The sequence below is a fragment of the Stenotrophomonas sp. CC22-02 genome, assembly GCF_004365115.1.
Lineage (GTDB): Bacteria > Pseudomonadota > Gammaproteobacteria > Xanthomonadales > Xanthomonadaceae > Stenotrophomonas > Stenotrophomonas forensis.
Genome location: NZ_SOCO01000001.1, coordinates 3133336 through 3156953, shown reverse-complemented (window position 1 = coordinate 3156953; position 23618 = coordinate 3133336). Strand labels below are relative to the sequence as shown.

At 67.7% G+C, this 23618-nt stretch carries 23 protein-coding genes; 16 read left to right on the top strand and 7 right to left on the bottom strand.

Annotated elements, in window-relative coordinates; genetic code table 11:
- Positions 1 to 47 precede the first annotated feature (47 nt).
- A complete protein-coding gene (locus N440_RS14460) occupies positions 48 to 2966 on the top strand; it encodes a TonB-dependent receptor (protein WP_133935500.1) in 2919 nt (972 codons plus the stop codon).
- Positions 2967 to 3069: 103 nt separating this feature from the next.
- Here the strand turns inward: N440_RS14460 and N440_RS14455 are convergent, their stop codons facing one another.
- Positions 3070 to 3327 (bottom strand): DUF2789 domain-containing protein, encoded by a 258-nt coding sequence (locus tag N440_RS14455; RefSeq protein WP_049456981.1) that lies wholly within the window; start codon positions 3325 to 3327, stop codon positions 3070 to 3072.
- A 106-nt stretch (positions 3328 to 3433) separates the two neighbouring features.
- On the opposite strand from N440_RS14455, the gene N440_RS14450 reads away from it, so the two are divergent.
- From N440_RS14450 to N440_RS14430, 5 genes are read left to right on the top strand one after another with little or no spacing between them, the layout of a single operon-like run.
- A complete protein-coding gene (locus N440_RS14450) occupies positions 3434 to 4021 on the top strand; it encodes a biliverdin-producing heme oxygenase (RefSeq protein WP_008267425.1) in 588 nt (195 codons plus the stop codon).
- A gap of 31 nt (positions 4022 to 4052) precedes the next feature.
- The gene (locus N440_RS14445; protein ID WP_049456947.1) at positions 4053 to 4520 is read left to right on the top strand and encodes a YbaN family protein; all 468 of its coding nucleotides are present in this window, start codon (positions 4053 to 4055) and stop codon (positions 4518 to 4520) included.
- On the top strand, positions 4507 to 5235 hold the full coding sequence (exbB, locus tag N440_RS14440; RefSeq protein ID WP_133935499.1) for a tonB-system energizer ExbB: 729 nt from the start codon (positions 4507 to 4509) through the stop codon (positions 5233 to 5235). Before N440_RS14445 ends, exbB begins: the two co-directional genes overlap by 14 nt.
- Positions 5236 to 5244: 9 nt before the next feature.
- On the top strand, positions 5245 to 5670 hold the full coding sequence (exbD, locus tag N440_RS14435; RefSeq protein WP_133935498.1) for a TonB system transport protein ExbD: 426 nt from the start codon (positions 5245 to 5247) through the stop codon (positions 5668 to 5670).
- A complete protein-coding gene (locus N440_RS14430; protein ID WP_133935497.1) occupies positions 5667 to 6386 on the top strand; it encodes an energy transducer TonB in 720 nt (239 codons plus the stop codon). Before exbD ends, N440_RS14430 begins: the two co-directional genes overlap by 4 nt.
- Positions 6387 to 6505: 119 nt before the next feature.
- Here the strand turns inward: N440_RS14430 and N440_RS14425 are convergent, their stop codons facing one another.
- Positions 6506 to 8533 carry a sodium-translocating pyrophosphatase gene (locus tag N440_RS14425; protein WP_008266593.1) on the bottom strand — a complete coding sequence of 676 codons (2028 nt, stop codon included), beginning with the start codon at positions 8531 to 8533 and terminating at the stop codon, positions 6506 to 6508.
- A 279-nt stretch (positions 8534 to 8812) separates the two neighbouring features.
- Here N440_RS14425 and N440_RS14420 point away from each other — a divergent pair, with 279 nt between their 5' ends.
- The gene (locus N440_RS14420; protein ID WP_133935496.1) at positions 8813 to 9316 is read left to right on the top strand and encodes a hypothetical protein; all 504 of its coding nucleotides are present in this window, start codon (positions 8813 to 8815) and stop codon (positions 9314 to 9316) included.
- Between the two features lie 72 nt (positions 9317 to 9388).
- On the opposite strand, the gene N440_RS14415 is transcribed toward N440_RS14420, so the two are convergent.
- Positions 9389 to 9778 carry a DUF488 family protein gene (locus N440_RS14415; protein WP_133935495.1) on the bottom strand — a complete coding sequence of 130 codons (390 nt, stop codon included), beginning with the start codon at positions 9776 to 9778 and terminating at the stop codon, positions 9389 to 9391.
- 117 nt (positions 9779 to 9895) lie between these two features.
- The gene (locus N440_RS14410) at positions 9896 to 11152 is read right to left on the bottom strand and encodes a 6-phosphofructokinase (RefSeq protein WP_133935494.1); all 1257 of its coding nucleotides are present in this window, start codon (positions 11150 to 11152) and stop codon (positions 9896 to 9898) included.
- A 136-nt stretch (positions 11153 to 11288) separates the two neighbouring features.
- Between N440_RS14410 and N440_RS14405 the strand changes: the two genes are divergently transcribed.
- From N440_RS14405 to N440_RS14395, 3 genes are all read left to right on the top strand, one after another.
- Positions 11289 to 11852: an adenylate kinase gene (locus N440_RS14405; protein ID WP_133935493.1), complete on the top strand. Its 564-nt coding sequence runs from the start codon at positions 11289 to 11291 to the stop codon at positions 11850 to 11852.
- 329 nt (positions 11853 to 12181) lie between these two features.
- Positions 12182 to 13546: a UDP-N-acetylmuramate:L-alanyl-gamma-D-glutamyl-meso-diaminopimelate ligase gene (gene mpl / locus N440_RS14400; RefSeq protein WP_133935492.1), complete on the top strand. Its 1365-nt coding sequence runs from the start codon at positions 12182 to 12184 to the stop codon at positions 13544 to 13546.
- On the top strand, positions 13543 to 14121 hold the full coding sequence (locus tag N440_RS14395) for an LON peptidase substrate-binding domain-containing protein (RefSeq protein WP_049456934.1): 579 nt from the start codon (positions 13543 to 13545) through the stop codon (positions 14119 to 14121). Before mpl ends, N440_RS14395 begins: the two co-directional genes overlap by 4 nt.
- A gap of 94 nt (positions 14122 to 14215) precedes the next feature.
- Here N440_RS14395 and N440_RS14390 read toward each other — a convergent pair whose 3' ends face one another.
- Positions 14216 to 16213: a bifunctional DedA family/phosphatase PAP2 family protein gene (locus N440_RS14390; protein ID WP_133935491.1), complete on the bottom strand. Its 1998-nt coding sequence runs from the start codon at positions 16211 to 16213 to the stop codon at positions 14216 to 14218.
- A gap of 85 nt (positions 16214 to 16298) precedes the next feature.
- On the opposite strand from N440_RS14390, the gene N440_RS14385 reads away from it, so the two are divergent.
- Both N440_RS14385 and N440_RS14380 read left to right on the top strand, forming a co-directional pair.
- The gene (locus N440_RS14385) at positions 16299 to 16961 is read left to right on the top strand and encodes a serine/threonine-protein kinase (RefSeq protein ID WP_133935490.1); all 663 of its coding nucleotides are present in this window, start codon (positions 16299 to 16301) and stop codon (positions 16959 to 16961) included.
- Positions 16958 to 17464 (top strand): DUF2867 domain-containing protein, encoded by a 507-nt coding sequence (locus tag N440_RS14380; RefSeq protein WP_133935489.1) that lies wholly within the window; start codon positions 16958 to 16960, stop codon positions 17462 to 17464. The genes N440_RS14385 and N440_RS14380 overlap by 4 nt, the downstream gene beginning before the upstream one ends.
- 109 nt (positions 17465 to 17573) lie before the next feature.
- Here the strand turns inward: N440_RS14380 and N440_RS14375 are convergent, their stop codons facing one another.
- Positions 17574 to 18257: a hypothetical protein gene (locus N440_RS14375; RefSeq protein WP_133935488.1), complete on the bottom strand. Its 684-nt coding sequence runs from the start codon at positions 18255 to 18257 to the stop codon at positions 17574 to 17576.
- Positions 18258 to 18365: 108 nt separating this feature from the next.
- On the opposite strand from N440_RS14375, the gene N440_RS14370 reads away from it, so the two are divergent.
- From N440_RS14370 to N440_RS14360, 3 genes are all read left to right on the top strand, one after another.
- Positions 18366 to 19184 carry an NAD(P)-dependent oxidoreductase gene (locus N440_RS14370; RefSeq protein WP_006467380.1) on the top strand — a complete coding sequence of 273 codons (819 nt, stop codon included), beginning with the start codon at positions 18366 to 18368 and terminating at the stop codon, positions 19182 to 19184.
- A gap of 93 nt (positions 19185 to 19277) precedes the next feature.
- Positions 19278 to 20270: a YiiG family protein gene (locus N440_RS14365; RefSeq protein WP_133935487.1), complete on the top strand. Its 993-nt coding sequence runs from the start codon at positions 19278 to 19280 to the stop codon at positions 20268 to 20270.
- Positions 20271 to 20447: 177 nt separating this feature from the next.
- Positions 20448 to 21380 carry a YiiG family protein gene (locus N440_RS14360; RefSeq protein WP_208322788.1) on the top strand — a complete coding sequence of 311 codons (933 nt, stop codon included), beginning with the start codon at positions 20448 to 20450 and terminating at the stop codon, positions 21378 to 21380.
- Between the two features lie 70 nt (positions 21381 to 21450).
- On the opposite strand, the gene N440_RS14355 is transcribed toward N440_RS14360, so the two are convergent.
- Positions 21451 to 22323, bottom strand: a complete 873-nt coding sequence (locus tag N440_RS14355) for an ion transporter (protein WP_133935485.1) — start codon at positions 22321 to 22323, stop codon at positions 21451 to 21453.
- A 63-nt stretch (positions 22324 to 22386) separates the two neighbouring features.
- Here N440_RS14355 and N440_RS14350 point away from each other — a divergent pair, with 63 nt between their 5' ends.
- Complete coding sequence (locus tag N440_RS14350) at positions 22387 to 23613, top strand: acetylornithine transaminase (RefSeq protein ID WP_049440495.1); 1227 nt, start codon at positions 22387 to 22389, stop codon at positions 23611 to 23613.
- The last annotated feature ends 5 nt before the right edge of the window (positions 23614 to 23618 follow it).

Genomic DNA, 23618 nt, shown 5'->3' with positions numbered 1-23618 from the left:
GCGGATGACGCCGCGCCCGCGGCACTGATTACCTGACAGGTTCCCCCATGTTCGACTCCCATCGTCCGGGCCGCGTGCTGCGCCCGTCCCGCCTGTGCATCGCATTGCTGGCCGCAGGCCTGGCCAGCGCCGCGCCGTCCGTGCTGGCGCAGAGCGCCCGCGGTGATCACGCCGTCGTGCAGCGTTTCGACATTCCGGCGCAGCCGCTGGACGAAGCGCTGCGCAGCTACATGCGTCAGTCCGGCATCCAGGTCGTCTATCCGGCCACGCTGGCCCAGGGCGTGACCTCGCGTGCGGTCAACGGCAGCCTGTCGGCCAACGACGCGCTGCAGCAGCTGTTGCAGGGCAGTGGCCTGGCAGTACGCCGGGTCAGCGCCGATGCGGTCACGCTGGAAGCAGCGACGCCGGCGCAGGCCGGCGATGGCGTAATCGTCACCGATACGCTGAGCGTGGCCGGCGACCGGGTCGATGCGGGCGCGACCAGCGACGAAGCCCGCCTGCTCGACAGCTACCGCAGCGTCGGCTCCACCACCACGCTCAACCGCACGCACCTGGAGCGCTTCCGCGGCACCTCCAACGGCGACATCGTCAAGGGTGTTGCCGGTGTCACTGCGGGTGACCCACGCGTGGGCAACGGCTTCGACGTCAACATCCGCGGCATCCAGGGCCAGGGCCGCGTGCCGGTGATCATCGACGGTGGCCAGTCCAGCATCGACACCTACCGCGGCTATGCAGGCCAGTCGCAGCGCACTTACCTGGATCCGGACCTGATCTCCAGCCTGACCATCACCAAGGGCCCCAGCCTGCAGGCCAACGCCTCTGGCGGCATCGGCGGCGTGGTCGAGATGGAGACCCTGAAGATCGGTGACGTGCTGCGCGAAGGCCGCGATTTCGGCGTGCGCGTGCGTGGTGGCCTGGCCAACGCCAGCGCCAACAACCTGCCGGCGTACAGCGCCGTGCCGCGCACCGACCGCAGCGCCACCGGCAACCAGTTCTTCAACGTCGCCGCCGCCGGTCATTGGGACCGCTTCGACCTGGTGGCCGCCTACGCCTACCGCGATACGGGCAACTACTTCTCGGGCAAGCATGGCTACGATGACTTCCCGCAGACCCGGCGCACGCTGGCACCGCTGAATCCGCCGCGTACCGAGGTGTTCAACACCTCCTCGCGCTCGAAGTCGGCGCTGCTCAAGGGCACCTGGCGCATCGACGACGCGCAGACGCTTGAGGCGGGCTACCGCCGTTACGAAGGCACCGCCGGCGAGATCATGGCCTCGCAGATCATCCGCGTTGATCGTGACCGCATCCCGCAGTGGGATCCGGGCCACGTCGACATGGACAGCTACACCCTGCGCTACCGCTTCAATCCGGACAGCGAGCTGGTCGACCTGCGCGTCAATGGCACGTACACCGATACCGACAGCGTGATGTACAACAGCCTGACCGGCATCACGCCGTGGTACTTCGACCGCCGCACCGAGTGGTATGACGCGCCCAGCTTCAGTGGCGACCCCGGCTACAAGGATGCCTACCGCAACCCGCTGCGGCAGAAGCGCTTCGGCCTGGACGCCAGCAACACCTCGAGATTCGATACGCACGCGGGTGCGTTCACGCTCGACTACGGCCTGTCCTACAGCGATGAAGACATCGCGCCGGGCAGCTCCGGGCCGGTCATGCACGACGATCTGGTCAACAATCGCTTCCTGCGCAATGCCGAGCGCAAGGAATACAGCGCCGTGGCCTCGCTGAAGTGGCAGCCTGACGAGCATTGGGAGCTGTTGGCCGGTGGCCGCTGGAACCGCGTGGATGTGCATGACCGCAACCGCCTGGCCACGCCCGACGCCTACGAGGTGCAGGGCCAGTACCGCTATACCGAGCTGCTCAACGGCAACCCGGCGCTGCCGTCGTGGCGGGCCAAGCGCATCGCGCTGCTGAACTGGTACCCGGATGCCAACGGCAACTTCACCCAGGAATCGCTGCTGGCCTCGCCGTACAAGAAGGGCACGGTGGCCGACATCGGTGGCTGGAACTTCTACGACGCGGGCAAGGCGCAGGACCTGGAAGTGCCGGTCAGCTGGAGCTGGTCGCAGCCGATCCGCCGCCGCGACAGCGCGTTCTCGCCGACTGCCAGCGTGGCCTACCGCTTCAGCGAAGACACCATGGTCTACGTGAAGTACGCCGAAGGCACCAAGCTGCCAAGCCTGTTCGAGACCACGCTGGGCCTGTTCACCGCTGCCAAGCCGGTGGGTGAACTGAAGCCGGAGCGTGCGCGCAGCTGGGAAATCGGTGCCAGCACCATCCGCTACGACCTGTTCACCGCCGGCGACCGCCTGGCGCTGAAGCTGGCCTACTTCGATACCCGCATCGACGACCTGATCACCCGCGACTACCGCACGCTGTCGGCCGGCCTGATCCGCAACGTCGACCGGTTCAAGGTGTCGGGCATGGAGTTCCAGTCCAGCTATGACAGCGGCAAGCTGTTTGCCGACCTGTCCGCGCACTACTACTTCAAGGCCAAGACCTGTGCGCCGGATATCGCCGCCGAGCGCCGCGCGTATGGCGAACAGCGCAAGAACGCGGAGCTGGCCGGCACGCCGGACTGCGTCGATGGCGGCTTCGAAGGCTCCTACACCAACACGCAGAACCCGCCGCGCTACATGGTCAACCTGACCCTGGGTTCGCGCCTGTTCGACGAGCGCCTGACCTTCGGCACCCGCGTGGTGCACAACGCCGGCCCGATCAGCAAGCTGGACAAGGAATGGAACGTCGGCCTGTCGGCGATCCAGCAGCTGTACCGGCCGACCACCCTGGTCGACCTGTTCGCCAGCTGGAGCTTCAACGACCAGCTGTCGGTGGAGGCGGGCGTGGACAACCTGACCGACCGCTACTACCTGGACCCGCTTGCCCTGGGCGTGATGCCGGCCCCGGGCCGCACCGCGCGGCTGGCGTTGACCTGGAAGTACTGATCGACTGCGCAGTGCGCTTTCGGTGGGTGCGGACCCTGGTCCGCACCGCTCCTGCGGTGTAACGGGTAGCGCCGGGCCATGCCCGGCGCTGCCCATCGCGTGCTTAGCGCCCGGTCGCGGCCTTCACCGCGTCTTCGTGCAGCGATTCGTTCAGCTCATCCACCACCGTGCTCCATGCCGCATCGGCCTGCAGCGATTCAGACAGGAACTGGCGCTGGGCGTCGTTCCAGTACGGCGCCTCGACCACTTCCACATCGGTGGCCAGCTGGTGCTCGCGGATGAAGCGGGCGATGCCCTCGGCGCTGGCCTCCAGGCCGAGCTGCAGGAACAGGTTGGTCATGCGCGGTTCGGTGGTGATCATCATCGGTTCCTGCGGGAAGAAGGGATGGTCCATTATCGGTGCACACGGCCTTGGGGAAAGCCCCGCGGCGAACGTCTACAGCACGACGACCCCCTTGGCATCCCCCATGAACGCACACATCGCCCCTGAAGACAGCCGCAGCCTGCGGCTCAAGGCCGCCACCCGCGACAGCCACGGCGCGCTCGACAAGCGCATCATGGCCGGCGACATCTTCGCCGACCGCAGCAACTTCGCCCGCTTCCTGCGCGTGCAGTACCGCTTCCACCGCAGCATCGACGCGCTGTATGCCAATCCTGCCCTGGACGCACTGCTGCCGGACCTCGGCGAGCGCCGTCGCCTGAAGCAGGTGTCACGCGACCTGCAGGACCTGGAGCAGACCCTGCCGGGTGCGGACATCGCCGCGCTGCCGGCCGACCTTCCGCTGCCGGCGGCGTTGGGCTGGCTGTACGTGGCCGAAGGCTCCAACCTCGGCGGCACCATCCTGTACAAGATGGCGGCCAAGCTGGGACTGGATCGCGATTTCGGCGCCCGCCACCTGGCCGCGCACCCGGATGGCGCTGCGCGCCATTGGCGTGAGTTCACCGCTGCACTGGACGCGGTGCCATTGAGCGCCGAGCAGGAACAACAGGTGATCGATGCGGCCGACGCCGCTTTCCGCAGCGTGCATGGCCACGTCGAAGTGGAATTCGCCTGATGTACGCCTGCCGCCTGCGGGCACCGCGCTGATGCGCTGGCTCTGGTTCGCGCTGGGTTGGGTGATGGTCGGCCTCGGGGTCATCGGCGCGCTGCTGCCGGTGATGCCGACCACCATCTTCCTGATCCTGGCGGTGGGCTGCTTCGCGCGCAGCTCGCCGAAGTTCGAGCAGCGCCTGCTGGCGCATCCGCGCTATGGCCCGTCGCTGCGGCTGTGGCGCGAGCAGGGCGCGGTCTCGCGCAAGGGCAAGGCCTTTGCCAGCGCCGGCATGGCGGTGGGCTTCGCGCTGTTCTGCTGGGGGGCACACCCCTCGTGGCGCCTGCTGCTGGGCGTGGGCCTGTTCTTCGCGGTCAGCGCTGGTTATGTGCTCAGCCGCCCGGCACCCCGCCTGGAGCCCAATCCGGTCGTGGAAGTCGACGATGCCAATGACCCGCGCACGGCCCGCCGCCGTGCCGCGACCCCCGATGCTGATGGAAACCGAGACGATGCTGCCTGCTGACCTGGCCCCCGTGGCTGCCCCTGCACTGACGCCCTGGGGCATGTACCTGGCCGCCGACGTGGTGGTGAAGGGCGTGATGATCGCGCTTGCGCTGGCATCGCTGGCTACCTGGACCGTGCTGTTGGCCAAGGGCTGGGAGCTGGCCCGGCAGGCCCGCCAGCTGCGTGCGGCGCGCGCGCTGTTGCTGCAGGCGCCGAGCCTGCCGGCCGAAAGTGCGGAGGCCAGCGCGCAGCAGGGGACCGCGCTGGCCATGCTGGAGGCCGCACGCACCGAACTGCGTCTGTCGCAGGATCTGGACAGCCGCGACGGCATCAAGGAACGCGTCGCGTCGCGCCTGGACCGCATTGAACTGGAGACCGCGCGCCTGCAGCGACGGGGCATCGGCGTGCTGGCGAGCATCGGTGCAGTGGCGCCGTTCGTGGGCCTGTTCGGCACGGTGTGGGGCATCATGAACAGTTTCATCGGCATCGCCCACAGCAACACCACCAACCTGGCGGTGGTCGCACCGGGCATCGCCGAGGCCTTGCTGGCCACCGCGCTCGGCCTGGTCGCAGCGATTCCGGCGGTGCTGGTCTACAACCATTTCAGCCGCGTGCTGGCCGGCCTGCGCGGCCTGCTCGGTGATCTGTCCGCGGCCGTGCAGCAGCTGGTGTCGCGCGATCTTGACCGCGCCGTACCACGTGCCGCAGCCGCACCGCTGCGCGCGGTGCACTGAGGCGCGGCGATGGCGATCAGGACCGCATCCGACCGCGACGACGCGCCGGAAGAAGCGCACGAGATCAACGTTACGCCCTTCATCGACGTGATGCTGGTGCTGTTGATCATCTTCATGGTGGCCGCACCGCTGGCTACCGTGTCGGTGCCGGTACAGCTGCCGGCCAGCAGCGCCAGCGCCACGCCGCCGGAACAGACGCCGGTGTATGTGACCGTGCAGTCCGACCTGTCGCTGCGCGTGGGCGAACAACCGGTGGCGCGCGATGGGCTGGCCGCTGCACTGAAGGCCGCGACCCACGATGACAGCGGACAGCGCATCTTCCTGCGTGCCGATACCCATGTGCCTTATGGCGAACTGATGGCGACCCTGGATGCGCTGCGCGCAGCCGGATACCTGAAGGTGGCACTGGTCGGGCTGGAGCAGGGCGCACGATGAGCGGACTGCGGCGCTGGGCGACCAGCCTGGCGATCGTGCTGCTGGTGCACGCGCTGCTGATCGGCGCGGCCTGCTGGTGGGCGGCGCGCGCGCCGGCGCTGACCGCCGCCGCCCCGCCTGCGGCGCTGATGCTGGAACTGGCGCCGATGGCGCAGGCGCCGCAGGTACCGCCGCGCGAGGTAGCCACTGGGCCGCTGCAGCAGCAACAGCAGCGGCAGGCGCCGACGCCGGTCGTGCGCGAGCAGCCGAAAGCACCCGTGCAGCCGCAGGGCGACCTGCCTCCGCCCAAGGCACCGGAACCAACGCCCTCGCCGGAGACCGCCGACGCCAATGTCGCGCAGACCAGCGCACCGCCGCAGGTGGCCGCTGACGCTGCCGCGCGCTATAGCGCACCGCAGACCACTGCCGGTGAGCGCAGCCGCGCGGAGGCGACCTGGGAAGGACGCCTGCTCGGGCACCTGCAGAAGCACCGCCGCTATCCGCGCCAGGCCGAGCGCCTGCGTCAGCAGGGCGTGGTCTATGTGCGTTTCGCGGTCGCCCGCGATGGCGCGGTGTCGGGCCTGAAGCTGGGCCGCAGCAGCGGCTTCGAACTGCTGGACCAGGAGACGCTGGACACCGTGCAGCGGGCCAGCCCGGTGCCGGCGCCGCCGGCCGAAGTGGCCGGCGACCCGGTGCAGGTGATGGTGCCGGTGTCGTTCTTCCTGCGCGGGCGCTGATCAGCCGTTGCTTGAGGAAGCGGTCGGAGCCGTAGAGTCGAGCTTGCTCGACTGCTCTTGCGGTGCGGGCCAAAAGCAGTCGAGCAAGCTCGACTCTACGGGTTTGCGCATGGCGTGGATTACAGCAGCGGCACCAGCAGCAGCGCCACGATGTTGATGATCTTGATCAGCGGGTTGATCGCCGGGCCGGCGGTGTCCTTGTACGGGTCGCCGACGGTATCGCCGGTCACCGCGGCCTTGTGCGCCTCGCTGCCCTTGCCGCCGAAGTGGCCGTCCTCGATGTACTTCTTGGCGTTGTCCCAGGCGCCGCCGCCGGTGGTCATCGAGATGGCCACGAACAGGCCGGTCACGATCGTGCCGATCAGCAGCCCGCCCAGTGCCCGCGGCCCCAGCAGCAGGCCGACCACCACCGGTACCGCCACCGGCAGCAGCGACGGCACGATCATTTCGCGGATGGCCGAGCGGGTCAGCATGTCCACCGCCCGGTCGTACTGCGGCTTGCCGGTACCCTGCATGATGCCGGGGATCTCGCGGAACTGGCGGCGCACTTCTTCAACTACCGCACCGGCAGCGCGGCCGACCGCTTCCATTGCCATCGCGCCGAACAGATACGGGATCAGGCCGCCGATCAGCAGTCCGATGATCACCGTGTGGTCACTGAGGTCGAAGCGGAATTCCTGTCCTGGATGCGCGGCCTGCAGGTTGTGGGTGTAGTCGGCGAACAGCACCAGTGCGGCCAAGGCCGCCGAACCGATGGCGTAGCCCTTCGTCACTGCTTTGGTGGTATTGCCCACTGCATCCAGCGGATCGGTGATGTCGCGGATCTCCGAAGGCAGCTCGGCCATCTCGGCGATGCCACCGGCGTTGTCGGTGATCGGGCCGTAGGCGTCCAGGGCGACGATCATGCCGGCCATCGACAGCATCGCGGTGGCAGCGATGGCGATGCCGTACAACCCGCCCAGCGCGAACGCTCCCCAGATCGCCGCGCACACCGCCACCACCGGCAGCGCGGTGGACTTCATCGAGATGCCGAGGCCGGCGATGATGTTGGTGCCATGGCCGGTGGTCGAGGCCTGTGCCACGTGCTGCACCGGCTTGTACTGGGTGCCGGTGTAGTACTCGGTGATCCACACGATCAGGCCGGTCAGTACAAGGCCGATCAGCGCGCAGCCGTACAGCGCCATCGGGCCGTGCACGTTGTCACCCATCAGCCCGGTTGTGATCGGGTAGAACGCAATCGCGGCCAGCACGCCGGAGACGATCACGCCCTTGTACAGCGCGCCCATGATCGAGCCGCCCGGCTTCACCTTGACGAACAGTGCGCCGATGATCGAGGCGATGATCGACACGCCGCCCAGCACCAGCGGATACAACACCGCGTTGGCGCCCGCCTCGGCTAGCATCAGGCTGCCCAGCAGCATGGTGGCGATGACGGTCACCGCATAGGTCTCGAACAGGTCGGCGGCCATGCCGGCGCAGTCGCCGACGTTGTCACCGACGTTGTCGGCGATCACCGCCGGGTTGCGCGGGTCGTCTTCGGGGATGCCGGCTTCCACCTTGCCGACCAGATCGGCGCCGACGTCGGCGCCCTTGGTGAAGATACCGCCGCCCAGGCGCGCGAAGATCGAGATCAGCGAGGAGCCGAAGGCCAGGCCGACCAGGGCGTGCAGCGCCTGTTCCATCGGCAGGCCCATGCGCAGCAGCAGCGCGTAGTAGCCGGCCACGCCCAGCAGGCCCAGCCCGACCACCAGCATGCCGGTGATCGCACCACCTCGGAAAGCGACGTCCATCGCCGCGCTGATGCCGTGGCGTGCGGCCTCGGCGGTGCGCACGTTGGCGCGTACCGACACGTTCATGCCGATGTAGCCCGCCGCGCCGGACAGGACCGCACCCACTGCGAATCCAATGGCGGTGTACCAGCTGAGGAATATGCCGACCAGCACGAACAGCACCACGCCGGCGATGCCGATGGTCAGGTACTGGCGGTTGAGGTAGGCACGTGCGCCTTCCTGGATCGCGGTGGCGATCGCGATCATGCGTTCATTGCCGGTGGGTTGGCGCAGGATCCAGCGCGCCGAGACGATTCCGAACAGGATCGCGAGAATGGCGCAGCCCAGCGCCAGTGACAGCCCGTGACGTTCCAGCATTAGACCCCTCCGCAAAATGGATGGACAAGCATCCAGTGGCGATGAACGCACCACGAGGGGGACGACGGGCTGCAGCCTGGAACCAACCCGTACCGACCTTGGAGGTCGTCCGACGTATGGCGGTGTTCAGCATTCCCTGGTGCCCGCAGTATGCGTTCGACGCACGGTAGAGTCGAGCCGCGCTCGACTGGCCTTTGCCGGCATGCCCGGTCGACAGGCCTTTGCACCCCGTTAAGCCATGCTCTGCAAGCCTGCGCACAGTCCCGAAGGAGATCCCCCATGCGCCTGTCCCTGTTGATGCTTGCCGCCCTGGTGCCTGCCGCCCCGGCATTCGCTGCGGAAACCCCGGAGCTGCAGCGTGCGGTGGGTGCCCCACAGGCGGTGGGCGCAGCGCATACACTGCGCCAGATCCCCGAGGCCTGCGCGCGGTTGGAGGGCGTGTTCACCGGCGATGCGGCAGAGCCGTACCGCTTCTCCGCCGTGCGTACCAGCGAGCAGTGCCAGCCGCGCGCGCGCTTCGTCGACTATGCCAAGGCACAGCCGAGTGCCGACAAGGGCTGGAAGCTCAACGATGTGATCCGCGTGCCCAGCGCCGCGTGCCCGGCGCAGCAGGCGGTGGTGCGGGTGTGGCGCCTGCCGTCGAGCAACAAGGTCGAGCTGGATGGACAGGGCCAGTCGCGCATCTACCTGGAAGAGGCAAAGAAGCAGGCCGCTGCCGGCAAGATTCCGCAGGTGACGATGTTCGCCGCACAGCTGCAGATGGAAGGCAAGGCCTGCAACTGAGGCCGTCCGGCAGCGCGAATCCACGCATCGCGTCGCGTGGGGTAGTGCCGGAGGCTGGCCGGCAACCGGGCATCACCCGGCCAGCGTCGCTCCCCGCGCCACCAGCAGCTCACGCAGCGCCTTGCGGTGGCAGTGCGCCTCATCCTCGCAGTAGCACCCCACGCTGATGTCGCTGTGCTGCGACAGCGCGGCCAGCAGGTCCAGCGCGTGGGCTGCAGCGGGCGCCTTCATCTCGGCCTTGTAGTGACGGAAGAACGCATTCCAGTCGGCCGCGGTTTTCGCCTCGTGCGCCTGCTTCACCAGTTCCGCGCTGGGCGACAGGGTCGGGAACCAGACGTCGTACCAGTCCTGGCGGGCGAACTCGCTGCGCGGCACGCCACGCGGCGGACGCCGCACCGTGCCGATGCGCAGTCCCTCACCGGCGACGCGTGGCATACCGAGTCGAACAACGCGCAGTGCCATGGCACACCTCCAAAAAAAGGGGACGGAGGGGATTAAGTCGCAACCGCCCCAACGCTGATGGGGGAGGGATGACGGAGGGGGGGTTACGACTTAATCCCCTCCGTCCCCTTTTTCGGTTCAGCCCTCGTAGGGCGGCAGCTTCTGCTTCACCGCCACGTTCTTCAGCGTGACGTACTTCGGCAGGCCGTCGGGGCCGTAGGGCAGCGGTGCTTCGCCCTTGATCAGCGGTGACAGGTAGGCGCGCGCCTTGGCGGTGATGCCGAAGCCGTCGCGGCGGATGAAGCCGGCCGGCATCTTCTTCTCGTGGTTGGCGATCTTCGACAGCGGTGCGGCTTCGATCTTCCAGCGGTACGGCGCGTCGCTGCTGCGCACGATCACCGGCATCACGCCGTTCTGGCCCTTCAGCGCCAACTGCACCGCAGCCTTGCCCACCGCCTGCGCCTGCTCCCAGTCGGTCTTGCTGGCCAGGTGCCGGGCCGAGCGCTGCAGGTAGTCCGGCAGGGCCCAGTGCACCTTCAGGCCCAGCTGGTCCTTGACCCGTCCGGCCAGGTGCGCCGCTACGCCACCCAGCTGCGAGTGCCCGAACGAATCCTTGCCGCCGCCGGCGTCGGCGACGAAGCGGCCATCGGCGGTGGCGATGCCTTCCGAGGCCACCACCACGCAGTAGCCGACGCGCTCGACCACCGCCTTCACCTTGGCCAGGAACACCGCCTCGTCATAGGCGCGTTCGGGCAGCAGGATGATGTGCGGGGCTTCGTCATCGCCGTTGCCGGCCAGGCCCGCCGCCGCCGCCAGCCAACCGGCGTGGCGACCCATCGCTTCGTAGATGAAGACGCGGGTGGAGGTCTCGGCCATCGCCGCCACGTCCAGCGCGGCCTCGCGCACCGACACCGCGGTGTACTTGGCGGCCGAGCCGAAGCCCGGGCAGGTGTCGGTTACCGCCAGATCATTGTCGATGGTCTTGGGCACGCCGATGCAGGTCAGGTCGTAGCCCGACGCCTTGGCCAGCTGCGAGACCTTCAGCGCGGTATCGGCCGAGTCGTTGCCGCCGTTGTAGAGGAACCAGCGCACGTCATGCGCGCGCAGCACCTCCAGCAGGCGGTCGTAACGTGCACGGTCAGCGTCCAGTGATTTCAGCTTGACCCGGCACGAACCGAACGCGCCGCCCGGGGTGTGGGCCAGCGCGCGGATGGCGGCGGCGCTCTCCTTGCTGGTGTCGATCAGCTCTTCGCGCAGGGCGCCGAGGATGCCGTTGCGGGCGGCCAGGACCTTGATGCCCTTGGCCCGGGCCTGCTCGATCACCGCAGCTGCGGTGGCGTTGATGACCGCGGTGACACCACCGGACTGGGCATAGAGGAGAGTACCGTTGCGCATGCTTCTACCTGCTCGGGGGAGGGGACATTGCAGGGACATTACCCGGATGCGGTAAAGTGGCGCTATTGCGGTGCAGCGATACCGGACCGTCCGGGACGCGAACCTTCTTTGTTTTCAACACGTTGGAGTCAGGTCAATGCGATTGGTTCTGTTGGGACCGCCCGGTTCGGGCAAGGGGACACAGGCGACGCGCCTGAAGGAAAAGCTGGGGATCGCCCATATTTCGACCGGTGACATGCTGCGCGCGGAAATCGCCGCCGGCACGGAGCTGGGCAAGCAGGCCAAGACGGTGATGGATGCCGGAAACCTGGTGTCGGACGACATCCTGCTGGGCATGCTGGAATCGCGCCTGACCCAGGCCGATGTCGCCAAGGGCTTCATCCTGGATGGCTACCCGCGCAATGTGGCCCAGGCCAATGCGATGGACGGCCTGCTGGCCAAGATCGGCCAGCCGCTGGACGCGGTGGTGCAGTTGGACGTGGCCACCGAGCTGCTGGTCGAGCGCATCGCTGGCCGCGCCCAGGAACAGGGCCGCGCCGATGACAACCCGGAAGCGGTGCGCCAGCGCCTGCAGGTCTACAACGAGCAGACAGCCCCGGTGGTCGACTTCTACGCCGGCCGTGGCACTCTGGCCCGCGTCGACGGCGTCGGTGAGCTGGACGAGATCGAAGCGCGCATCCTGGCGGCGATCAAGGCTTGATCCGGCGGGGCCGGCACACGCTTCCGGCCCCCCGGCGCAAAAAACACAGGCCTGGTCCGCGAGGATCAGGCCTGTGTCGTTTGATAGGCGCCAGCAGAGGGCTTGCTCAGGGCCCCGCAGCATGAGCTCCCTTGGGGATGGCCTCTTGGGGAGTAGGACCGGTTCGGGTACTGCGGCTGGCAGTTCGAATTGTGTCCGGGTTCACAGAACATCGCTATCGGGAATTCCCTGACAGATGATTGGAGTTTTCTCACATCCTGTGTAGGACTTGTCTTACCCAGGCGCGGACATTGGCCCTATACAGCCGTCATCGGTCACAATCCTCGGTCATGAGCAGCGTACATATCCTTGCAATCGCCGGCACCTTCATGGGCGGCGTGGCCGCCCTGGCGCGGGAACTGGGCCATCCGGTCAGCGGCAGCGACCAGGCCATCTATCCGCCGATGTCCACCCAGCTGGAACAGCTGGGCATCACCCTGGACCAGGGCTACCGCGCCGACAGCGTGCCGGCCGGCACCGATGAGGTGGTGATCGGCAACGCGTTGTCGCGGGGCAACGCGGCCGTGGAGGCCGTGCTTGACGCTGGCCAGCGCTACATTTCCGGCGCGCAATGGCTGTCCGAACGGGTGCTGCCGGGACGTGACACCCTGGCCGTGGCCGGCACCCATGGCAAGACCACCACCACCACCATCCTCACCTGGCTGCTGGAAAGCGCCGGGCGTTCGCCGGGCTTCCTGATCGGCGGCGTGGCCGAGGATTTCGGCGTCTCCGCCCGGCTCGGCCAGGGCCGCGAGTTCGTGGTCGAGGCCGACGAGTACGACACCGCATTCTTCGACAAGCGCAGCAAGTTCGTGCACTACCGGCCGCTGGTGGCCATCCTCAACAATCTTGAATACGACCACGCCGACATCTTCCCGGACGTGGCGGCGATCCAGCGCCAGTTCCACCACCTGGTGCGTACGGTGCCGGCGCGTGGCCGCCTGATCGTCAACGGCGAAGACAAGTACCTGGCCGAAGTGCTGGCGATGGGCTGCTGGACCCCGGTCGAGCGCTTCGGATTCGATCCGTCGCTGGAGTGGCATGCCGAGCTGCTGGCTGCCGATGGCAGCGCGTTCCGCGTGCATCATCGAGGCCAGGCGCTGGGTGATGTGCAGTGGTCGCTGCTGGGCCGGCACAATGTGCTCAACGGCCTGGCCGCGCTGGCGGCCGCGCATGCGGTAGGCGTGGCGCCTGCTGATGTGATCCCGGCGCTGGCGCGGTTCCGCAGCGTCAAGCGCCGCATGGAAGTGATCGGCAGCGTTGATGGCATCACCATCTACGACGACTTCGCCCATCACCCGACGGCGATCGCCACCACGCTGGAAGGCCTGCGTGCCAAGGTCGGCGATGCACGCATCGTGGTCGCGATGGAGCCGCGCAGCAACTCGATGCGGCTGGGTGCACATGCACAGGCGCTGGCGCCGTCGCTGGCACTGGCCGATGAAGTGGTGTTCCTGCATCGCCCGGAACTGGCCTGGGATGCTGCCGCGGTGATCGCCGCGGTGCGTGGCCAAGCGCACGCGGTACCCGATACCGATGCACTGCTGGCACAGCTGCAGTCCCATGCACGCAGTGGTGACCATGTGGTGTTCATGTCCAACGGTGGCTTCGACGGCGCACCGCGCCGCTTCCTCGCCGCCCTGCAGGCCCGATGAGCGTCGACAGCTCGCTGCCACTGTTTCCGCTGCACACCACGCTGGTGCCGGGCGCGGCGGTGGGCCTGCGCGTGTTCGAGCGGCGATATCTGGATCTGGTCCGCGACAGCGGCCGCAGTGGCGAGGGCTTTGGCGTCTGCCTGATCCTCGACGGCCAGGAAGTGGGCGCACCGGCGACACCGGCGGCGTATGGCGTGCAGGTGCGCATCGAAGATTTCGATGTCGGCGCCGATGGCGTGCTGCAGCTGCGACTGCGCGGCACCCGCCGCTTCCATGTCGAGCGCACGCGGGTCCGTGACAACGGCCTGGTGGTGGCCGACGTTAGTTGGTGCGAGGAGGATCCCGACGACGAACTGCGGCCACAGCATGCGCTGCTGGCCACGGTGCTCGGGCACATCATCGAACAGGCGGGCGAGGCGTATGCGCCGGCCAACCCGGCCTTGCTGGATCAGGCAAGCTGGGTCGGCTGGCGGTTGGCCGAACTGCTGCCGCTGAGCGAGCAGCAGCGCCTGCAGCTGCTGCAGCTGGACGACCCGCACCAGCGCCTGCAGCAGTTGCTGGGCTGGATGCCGTAGCAGCCTGCCTCGGGTGGGTGTGCACCTTGGTGCACACGCTGGACCATGCGTGGAATGCCATCCACGCATGGCGTGGATCACGCACCGGTACCGGTCAGGGCGTGGTGGTCTTCAACCGCAATACCGGCAACCCGGTCTCGCTGTGCACGTCCTCGCGCTGTGGCAGGCCCTGCACGGCCTCCTTCACCGCGTTCATGGCCGGGTCGACGCCGCGCAGCGGGTGCCACATCCCGATCCATTCGAAGTGGCGCTCGTAGCGCAGGGTCTGCGCGCTGCCCAGCCATAGTGGCGTATCGCCGGGCTGCAGCTGGGCCGGCGCCGGCCACAGGCGCAGTACGTAGCGCTCATCCGGCTGCGCACCCTGGCGCACCATCAGCAGCGCTTCCACCCGCGTTTCCAGCGTGGCCGGCAGTACCGGCAGCTGGTCGGCGCCGGTGTTCTTGTCCAGCATCAGCAGGGCTTCCTGCCAGCCGGCCTGCTCCTGCCGCTTCCAGCCGCGGGCTTCCAGCTGCGCCTGCAGCGGCGCCAGCGGGCCGGCCACCTGCACGTCCAGCGGCCAGCGTTGGTCATCATCGAACTCGTTGCGGCGTGCCGGCAGCGTCGACCAGTCGTGCTGCCACCACGCCTGCATGTCCATCGCCTGCGGCGCCGGCAGGGTCGGTTCAAAGCGCTCCAGCTTCACCGGGATGTGGCGCGGCGCGTACCACATCGCCGCCAGGGCGAAGACGCCGTAGAACAGCCACGCCACCGGCTTCACCCAGAACGAGCGGTTGAAGCGGCGGCGGTAGGCGATGCCCAGCACCAGCAGCCAGAACGTGCCGAACAGCATGCCGCCGATCACATCGCTCAGCCAGTGCGCGCCCAGGTACAGCCGGGAGAAGCCGATCAGGCTGACCACGATGCCCGACACCAGGTACGGCCAGACGCGGGTGCGGCCCGGCATCTCGCGCGCGATCAGCACCGCGAAGAAGCCGAAGGTGATGGTGGCCATGGTCACCGACACCGACGGGAAGCCGAAGCCGCTGCTGGCATCGACCGGGCGCACTACATCCACGGTGGCGCCGAGCAGCATGGTCAGCGCCAGGCCGAAGGCCAGTGCGGCCAGCCAGTGCGCGGCGGCCATCCAGCGCCGGCGCCAGATCAGGTAGCCCATCGCCGCCGCGGTGGCCGGCAGCAGTACCTGCCAGGCGCCCAGCGACGCCAGCGCCGCCATCGGGTAGTCGGCCAGCGGGTTGCGCAGCGCCAGCATGGCCTGGTGCACCAGCAGGTCGATCGCCAGCGGTTCGCCATGCGCGACCACCACGGTCAGCAGCGCGAACCAGCCCCAGCCCAGCACCAGCAGCATCAGCGCCAGCATCGCCAGCGGTACCGATTCGCGTCGTTTCGGGTCGAGCACGCCGACGGTATAACGGCCCAGCGTCGGGTGGCGGTTGGACCAGTCCAGCAGGCGCGCCAGCCAGTTGTCCATGCGTGCGGCCGACCAGCGGTAGCCGTACAGCACGATGGCCCAGACCAGGCCGAGGATCACCATCAGCAGGCCGACCACCACCACCAGGCGTCCGGCCACGGCGGCCACCGCGTCATACGCTTCGCCCAGCACCCAGCCGGGGGCCAGGAACAGCACCGCCCAGGAAATGCTGGCGATGCCGCTGGCCTGCATGTAGCGGCTGGCAGGCATCTTCATCATGCCGGCAATGGCCGGCACGAACGGGCGGATCGCACCGACGTAGCGTGCGATCAGGATGCTCTTGAACGCATTTCGGCGGAACAGGTTCTCGCCGCGGTCGAGCAGCTGCGGATAGCGGCTGAACGGCCAGACGCCGCGCAGGCGGTCACCCCAGCGACGGCCGATCCAGTAGCTGATGCCATCACCGGCGAACGCACCCAGTGCCGCCGCCGCCACCGCGTACGGCCCGGAGATCTGGCCCAGGCCGATGAACACGCCCACCGCGAACAGCAGCGGCAGGGCCGGCACGATGGCGCCGAGAATGATGACCGCATCGCAGAATGCGATGAGGAAGATAACGGCACCCGCCAGCACGGGGTGAGCGGCAATCCACGCGAGGGTGGCGTCGATCCATGAAGAGTCCATTGCCCGATTATAGGGGCGTGAAGGTGACTGGTTCCCAGCCGCTTCGTGACCGTTTGCAACCGGCGCCATCGCCTAGAATGTACCCATGCCGCATACGCCAGACGCTCCACCGCATGCCTTGAAGGCCGACAGCTTCGGCCGGATCCTCCTTGTGAAAGGCCCCGATGGCCCGTTCGTGCGCCGCGATCTGGGCGCCACGCCGCTGTGGCTGCGGCTGCCTGCGTGGTGGCTGGCACGCCGCGAAGCACGCGCGCTGCAGCACATCCATGGCATGCCTGACGTACCGCAGCTGTTGGCCTGGGATGGCCGCCACCTCGACCGCAGCTTCATGGCCGGCGATGCGATGTACCAGCGTCCACCCCGCGGCGACGTGGCCTGGTTCCATTCGGCGCGACGGCTGCTGCAGCACCTGCATCGGCGTGGCGTGGCCCACAACGATCTGGCCAAGGAAGCCAACTGGCTGGTCACGGAGGATGGCCGTCCGGCGCTGATCGACTTCCAGCTGGCGGTGATCGGCGATCCGCGCTCGCGCTGGATGCGCCTGCTGGCCCGCGAGGACCTGCGCCACCTGCTCAAGCACAAGCGCATGTACTGCCGCGAGTCGCTCACCCCGGTGGAGAAGCGCGTGCTCAAGCGCACTTCGTGGGTGCGCAAGCTGTGGTTCGCCACCGGCAAGCCGGTCTACCGCTTCGTCACCCGGCGCATCCTGCACTGGGAAGACAACGAGGGTCAGGGGCCGAAGCCGTGAGGACATCGCAGGTGGTGACCGCTGCGCCGAGCGCGGGCAACGTGCTGCGTGCGCAGATGGCCGGTGCCCACTTTGTACATGCCTGCCAGGCCAGCACACAGCGCGAGGGTCGAACCGCGTTGCAGGCCTACCGTGACATGGCGGCGAGCATTCCCGGCTGGTTCGACGGGCTGATGGCGCTGCGCAACCGTGGCATGCGCCTGCTCGGCATGAAGGACCTGGGTTCGCTGCGCGCAGTGCAGGACATCGAGCAGCCGCGTCCGGGGCAGCGGCTGGGCATCTTTACCCTGCAGTCGCTGGATGCTGATGCCATCGTGCTGGAAGACAACGACCGCCACCTGCGCGTGCAGCTGGCCCTGCATTGGCAGGGCGATGTGCTGGAAGTGGCGACGGTGGTGCACACCCACAACGCGTTCGGGCGCCTGTACATGCTGCCGGTAGCCCCGGTGCACCGGTTGATCGTGCCGCACCTGCTGCAGAAGCAGGTCCGCGCGTATGGGTAGGTCCACGTCATGCGTGGCTGCGCCGGGCAGAAGCGTGTTGTAGAGCCGAGCGATGCTCGGCTGTATCCAGTGAGCCGAGCATGGCTCGGCTCTGCGGAGGCGAGTGACCTTACGGTGCCGCCGGCACCACCTGTTGACCGATGAAGTTGCGCTTGGCGTCGAAGTCGTAGGCGATCTGCAGCTGGCCCACATCCGGGCAGGCGTGGCAGTCGCGCAGCGGTGTGCGGTACAGCAGGCGGATGCCGCCGTTCTCCAGCGGCGTGGCTCCAGCCGACTGCGCCGGTGCGAACGGCGTCGCCTGCGGGTTGGCCTTCAGCAGTTCCTGCACCGTCGGGTCTGCGCGCAGGGTGTCGTCCAGCTGCACGGCATCCACATCGATGCGCTTGCCACTGGCGTCGACCAGGCGGGTGCCTTCGTTGGTGTTGGCGCGGAACGGGTACTCCACCGTGGCCACGCCCAGCCCGTCACTCTCGTGCCAGGCGGTCACGTAGGCCAGTTCGCCGCCGGTGGACAACTGTTCGGCGGCGGTGATCGCATCGGCGCTGGCGCCACCGGCATGCATCGCATCGCGCAGGCAGTCACGCGTGGCCGCATTCTCGCCCTGGCGGCAGGCGTTCAGGTCGCCATCCCAGACCACCGCCTCACTCCAGCGCATCCTGCCATCCGCAGCGGCCTTGGCTGCGCTGGGCGCGTCACCGGCGGGCGGCTCCTTGCCGGGTTCCGGCGAACGGCCCTGGCAGGCGGTCAGCAGGGCGAGCCCCAGGGCAGGCAGCAGCAGGCGGGAACGGCGCATGGCGTGGACCTCGTGCGTTGTCTGGAGTCCCGAGTATCGTCAAGGCCGGGTGAACTCCGCGTCGGCGCGGCATACTAGCCGCTCATTGCATACGCTGGAGTGTGGAACGTGGGCAGTCTGCAGGGCAAAACGCTTTTCATCACCGGAGCCTCGCGTGGCATCGGCCTGGCCATCGCGTTGCGCGCCGCGCGTGACGGCGCCAACGTGGCGATCGCCGCCAAGTCGTCGGTGCCGAACCCGAAGCTGCCGGGCACCATCCACAGCGCGGCCGAGGCGGTTACGGCGGCCGGTGGCCAGGGCCTGGCCCTGAAGTGCGACATCCGTGAGGAAGAGCAGGTGCAGGCAGCCGTCGCCGCCACCGTCGACACCTTCGGCGGCATCGACATCCTGGTCAACAACGCCAGCGCGATCTGGCTGCGCGGCACGCTGGATACGCCGATGAAGCGCTTCGACCTGATGCAGCAGGTCAACGCGCGCGGCAGCTTCCTGTGCGCGCAGGCCTGCCTGCCTTACCTGCTGCAGGCGCCCAACCCGCACATCCTGACCCTGGCACCGCCGCCCAGCCTGGAGCCGAAGTGGTGGGCGCCGCATACCGGCTATACGCTGGCGAAGATGGGCATGAGCTTCGTCACGCTCGGCCTGGCCGCGGAGTTCGGCCCGCAGGGCGTGGCGGTCAATGCGCTGTGGCCGCGCACGGTGATCGCCACCGATGCGATCAACATGATTCCGGGCGTGGATGCCGCCGGCTGCCGCACGCCGCAGATCATGGCCGACGCCGCGCATGCCGTGCTGGTGCGCGAAGCGGCCGGTTTCCACGGCCGGTTCCTGATCGATGATGAGGTGCTGGCGCAGGCCGGTGTCACCGATCTGTCGGGCTATGCGGTGGATCCGTCGCGGCCGTTGCTGCCGGACCTGTTCCTGGATTGAGCGTGACCCGTTGGAAGAGGCCGAGGGCTGCGACCCTCGGCCTGCTGCGCTAGAATGCGCAGTTGTAATCGTTTTCAACAAGGAAGTGAACGCATGTCACGCACTCTTTCCCACGCGGCGCTGGCCGCGTCGCTGTTATTGATCCTGGGCGCCTGCGGTGGCAAGGCGCCGGCAACCGCGGGTGACGCTGGTCCTTCCGGCAAGCCGGAGGCGAGTACCGCGACCTCCGACCCACAGCAGCAGTTGACCGCAAAACTCAACGCCTACATCGGCTGCTTCAACGCGCTTGATTCGAAAACACACGGCAGCATCGAGTCCTACACGCGCTGGATCAAGGACGTCGACGCCGGCCCGAGCGGGCGCGAGACGCAGGTGTACGGGCCGTTCGAGATCAGCGACTACGACATGAAGCAGTGCGACGCGCCGGTGACCGAAGCGATCGCTGCCAAGCCGGCCCTGGCCGATCTTGATGCCGCTGCCGGCCGGTATCAGCAGGCGCTGAAGGCACTGGTGCCGCTCAGCAAGGACGCGCACGACTACTACGATCGCCAGGACTACGAAGACGACCAGTTTGCCAAGGGCAAGCAGATGCATGCGCCATTGATGGCCGCGTTCAAGGACTTCGTGGTTGCCAGCGAAACGTTCAACACTGCACTGGAGCGCCACAACGACGCTGCCCAGCGCGAGCAGCTCAAAGCACTGGAACAGGCCGAGGGGCGCACGCGCGAGTACTACCGCCTGGCGATGATGCTGGAAGCGAAGGCGATCGTGGAGCTGATGACCGATGACGGCTTTGATCAGGCCGCGGCCCGCGAACACCTGGATGCCTTCAACCGCATTTCCGATGAAGCACACGCCAAGGTTGCCGACCAGCAGCCGGGCAAGACGGACTGGGAAGGCTTCGAGCGTGGAGCCGAGAATTTCCGCCGCGAAGGCAAGGAGCGGCTGCAGCGTGTCAGCGAGAACAAGCCCTACACCGATTTCGAACGACGCATGCTTGATTCGCCCTCGATGGCGCCGCGCGGCTCTGCCAGCAAGCTGATGCAGGAATACAACACGCTCGTTTTCCAGAGCAATCGCCAGTAACCGAGGCGGTCATCGCGTCATTTTGTCGTAATCGAACACGTCGATTGCGACTTGACCCATGACGGGGCTCCGAAGGGCGGCCTCTTCCGGCGCTGCCGGGACGGGTGTGGGCGCGATGAACCACGATGACTGCAGTTTTTACTTGTTCAAGGAACTGATTTGAACGCATCCACACGCATGCTTCCGTTGTTTCTGCTTGGCTCGCTGGCAGGCCTGACCGGCTGCAACAAGCCGGCCGGGCTGGCTGTGGCCGACCCCGGGCTGGTAAAGGTCAATGCCTATATCGAGTGCTACAACGGCGTCGAACAGCCCGTTCACGAAGGCTTCCAGACCTACACCGGCTGGATGAAGGATCCCGAGGCCGGCCCGACCGGCAAGGAAGCGCAACCGCGCTCGCCCGGCAAGGTGCTGTCGCACCGGGTCGAGTATTGCGGCCAGGCGATGACCGACGCGCTGGCGAAGACCCCGGCACTGCCGATGGATGGCCCCGCGCGTGACTATCAGCAGGCATTCCAGGCCCTGAATGCCCTGACCGAGCGCGCCGATGGCTACTTCACCCGCGAAGACTACCGTCGTGATGGGGGCGAAGGCATGCGCGCGCAGCATGCGCCGCTGATGCAGGCCTATGCCGCCTTCTTCAAAGCCAGCGAAGCGATGGATGTGGCGCTGGAGAAGAACGAGAACGAGCGCCGCGCCGCGGAGCTGAAGCGGATCGAGGAAAGCGAGGGCCGCTCGCTGGCCTACTACCACCTGCGCATCCTAGGCGATGGCAAGCAGCTGGCCATGGCGTTCCAGGGGGACGCGCCGGACCTGGCGGCATTGCGCAAGCAGCTGGCCGAGTATCAGGCGCTGGTGACCGAAGTGCAGAACGGCGGTGTCGGCAAGGACGACCCGATGTGGGGCCATGTGCAGCGCTCGGCCGACAAGCTGGTGCGTACCGCAGGCCGCGGCGTCGAGCGCCTGGAGCAGGGAAAGCCGATCAGCGCCGAAGCGCTGGCGGCCGAGCGCAAGGCCTCGGGCAGCTGGCTCACCACCGATCCTGAAGGCGCGCAGTCGACGATCCTGGACGCGTACAACGACCTGGTGACCACCAGCAATCGCCTGCGTTGAACGGCGTCGCGCGGCCACGCACCGCGTGGATCCGCCAAGGGCAGCGCCGGGTCATGCCCGGCGCGCGCCTTCAATGGCTGAACGCATCCGGCAGTTCACCACCGCACCTGCGGCAGTGGCGGGCATCCGGCTCGTGGCCTTCCAGCCCGCAGTGCGGGCAGCCGCGGGCATCGCGGCGTGCGGCCAGCTCGGCTTCGCGCATGGTGCTGGCCAGTTCGGCGGTGTAGATGCCGGTGGGCACGGCGATGATGCTGTAGCCGATCAGGATCAGCACCGAGGTGACGAAGCGGCCGAGTACGGTCTGCGGCACGATGTCGCCGAAACCGACCGTGGCCATGGTCACCACCGCCCAGTACATGCTGGCCGGAATGTTGCTGAAGCCATGTTCCGGCCCTTCGATCACGTACATCAGCGCGCCGGCGATGATGGTGATGGTGATCACCGTGAACAGGAATACCAGCACCTTGCGCCGGCTGCGCCACAGCGACGTCATCAGCACGCCGCTTTCCTCGATGTAGCGGGTCAGCTTGAGGATGCGGAACACGCGCAGGATGCGCAGCGCGCGCACCACCAGCAGGCTCTGCGCGCCGGGAATGAACATCGACAGGTAGGCCGGCAGGATCGACAGCAGGTCGATGATGCCCCAGATGCTCACGGCGTAACGCAGCGGGCGCTTGACCACCGCCAGCCGCAGCAGGTACTCGGCGGTGAAGATGATCGTGAACGCCCATTCCAGGATGTACAGGCCGGTGGACCATTCGGCATGCAGGTGCTGCACGCTGTCGATCATCACCACCAGGATGCTGGCGATGATCGCCACCACCAGGATCAGGTCGAAATTGCGCGAAGGCCGCGAGTCGTGGCGGTAGATGATGTCGAACCACCGACGGCGCCAGCCGGTCTCGGTGGCGGGGTTCAGCTGGGGGGCGGAAAACGGTCGCATGGGCGCATTGTGCCGCAGGGGTTCCGGCGCGAGAATGGGGATTCCTGAACCCTGCCGACTGCCATGACCGCCGCTACCGATCCGCTGATCTCCCTTTCGCACTACTACCTGCCGGTCTACAAGCCCCGCCAGGTGGTACTGGAGCGAGGCCAGGGCGCCCGCGTGTGGGACAGCCAGGGCCGTGAGTTCATCGACCTGGCCGCCGGCATCGCCGTGTGTGGCCTGGGCCACAACGACCCGGACCTGGTGGCCGCGCTGGTCGAGCAGGCCGGCAAGCTCTGGCACACCAGCAACGTGTTCTACAGCGCGCCGCCGCTGCACCTGGCCGAAGAGCTGGTGAAGGCCAGCCGTTTCGCCGAGCGCGTGTTCCTGTGCAATTCCGGTGCCGAAGCCAACGAAGTGGCGATCAAGATGGTCCGCAAGTGGGCCTCCAGCCAGGGCCGCCCGGCCGACAAGCGGGTGATCATCACCTTCCGTGGCAGCTTCCACGGCCGCACCCTGGGCGCGGTGACCGCCACGGCCCAGCCGAAGTACCAGGAAGGCTACGAGCCGCTGCCCGGTGGCTTCCGCTACATCGATTTCAACGATGAAGTGCAGCTTGAAACCGCAATGGCCGCCGGTGACGTGGCGGCGGTGATGCTGGAGCCGATCCAGGGCGAGGGCGGCGTGATGCCGGCCAAGTCCGGTTTCCTCAAGCGCGTGCGCGAACTGTGCGATCAGCACAACGCACTGCTGGTGCTGGACGAGATCCAGGCCGGCATGGGCCGCACCGGCACGCTGTTCGCGCACTGGCAGGACGATGTGGTGCCGGACATGGTCACCCTGGCCAAGGCGCTCGGCGGTGGTTTCCCGATCGGTGCGATGCTGGCCGGCCCGAAGGTGGCCGAGACCATGCAGTTCGGCGCGCACGGCACCACGTTTGGTGGCAATCCGCTGGCCGCGGCGGTCGCCCGTGTGGCCCTGCGCAAGCTGGCCTCGGCGGAGATCGCCGCCAACGTCAGCCGCCAGTCGAAGGCGCTGCGCGATGGTTTCGCCCGTATCAACGACGAGTTTGGTGTGTTCAGCGACGTGCGTGGCCGTGGCCTGATGCTGGGCGCGGTGCTGAGCAAGGACTTCGCCGGCCAGGCCGGTGCCATCCTCGACCACGCCGCCGAGCAGGGCCTGCTGACCCTGCAGGCCGGCCCGGACGTGCTGCGCTTCGTGCCGTCGCTGAACATCACCGACGAAGAAGTGGCCGAAGGCCTGAAGCGCCTGCGCGCAGCGATTGCCGCGTTCATCGCCGCGCGCTGATCCTT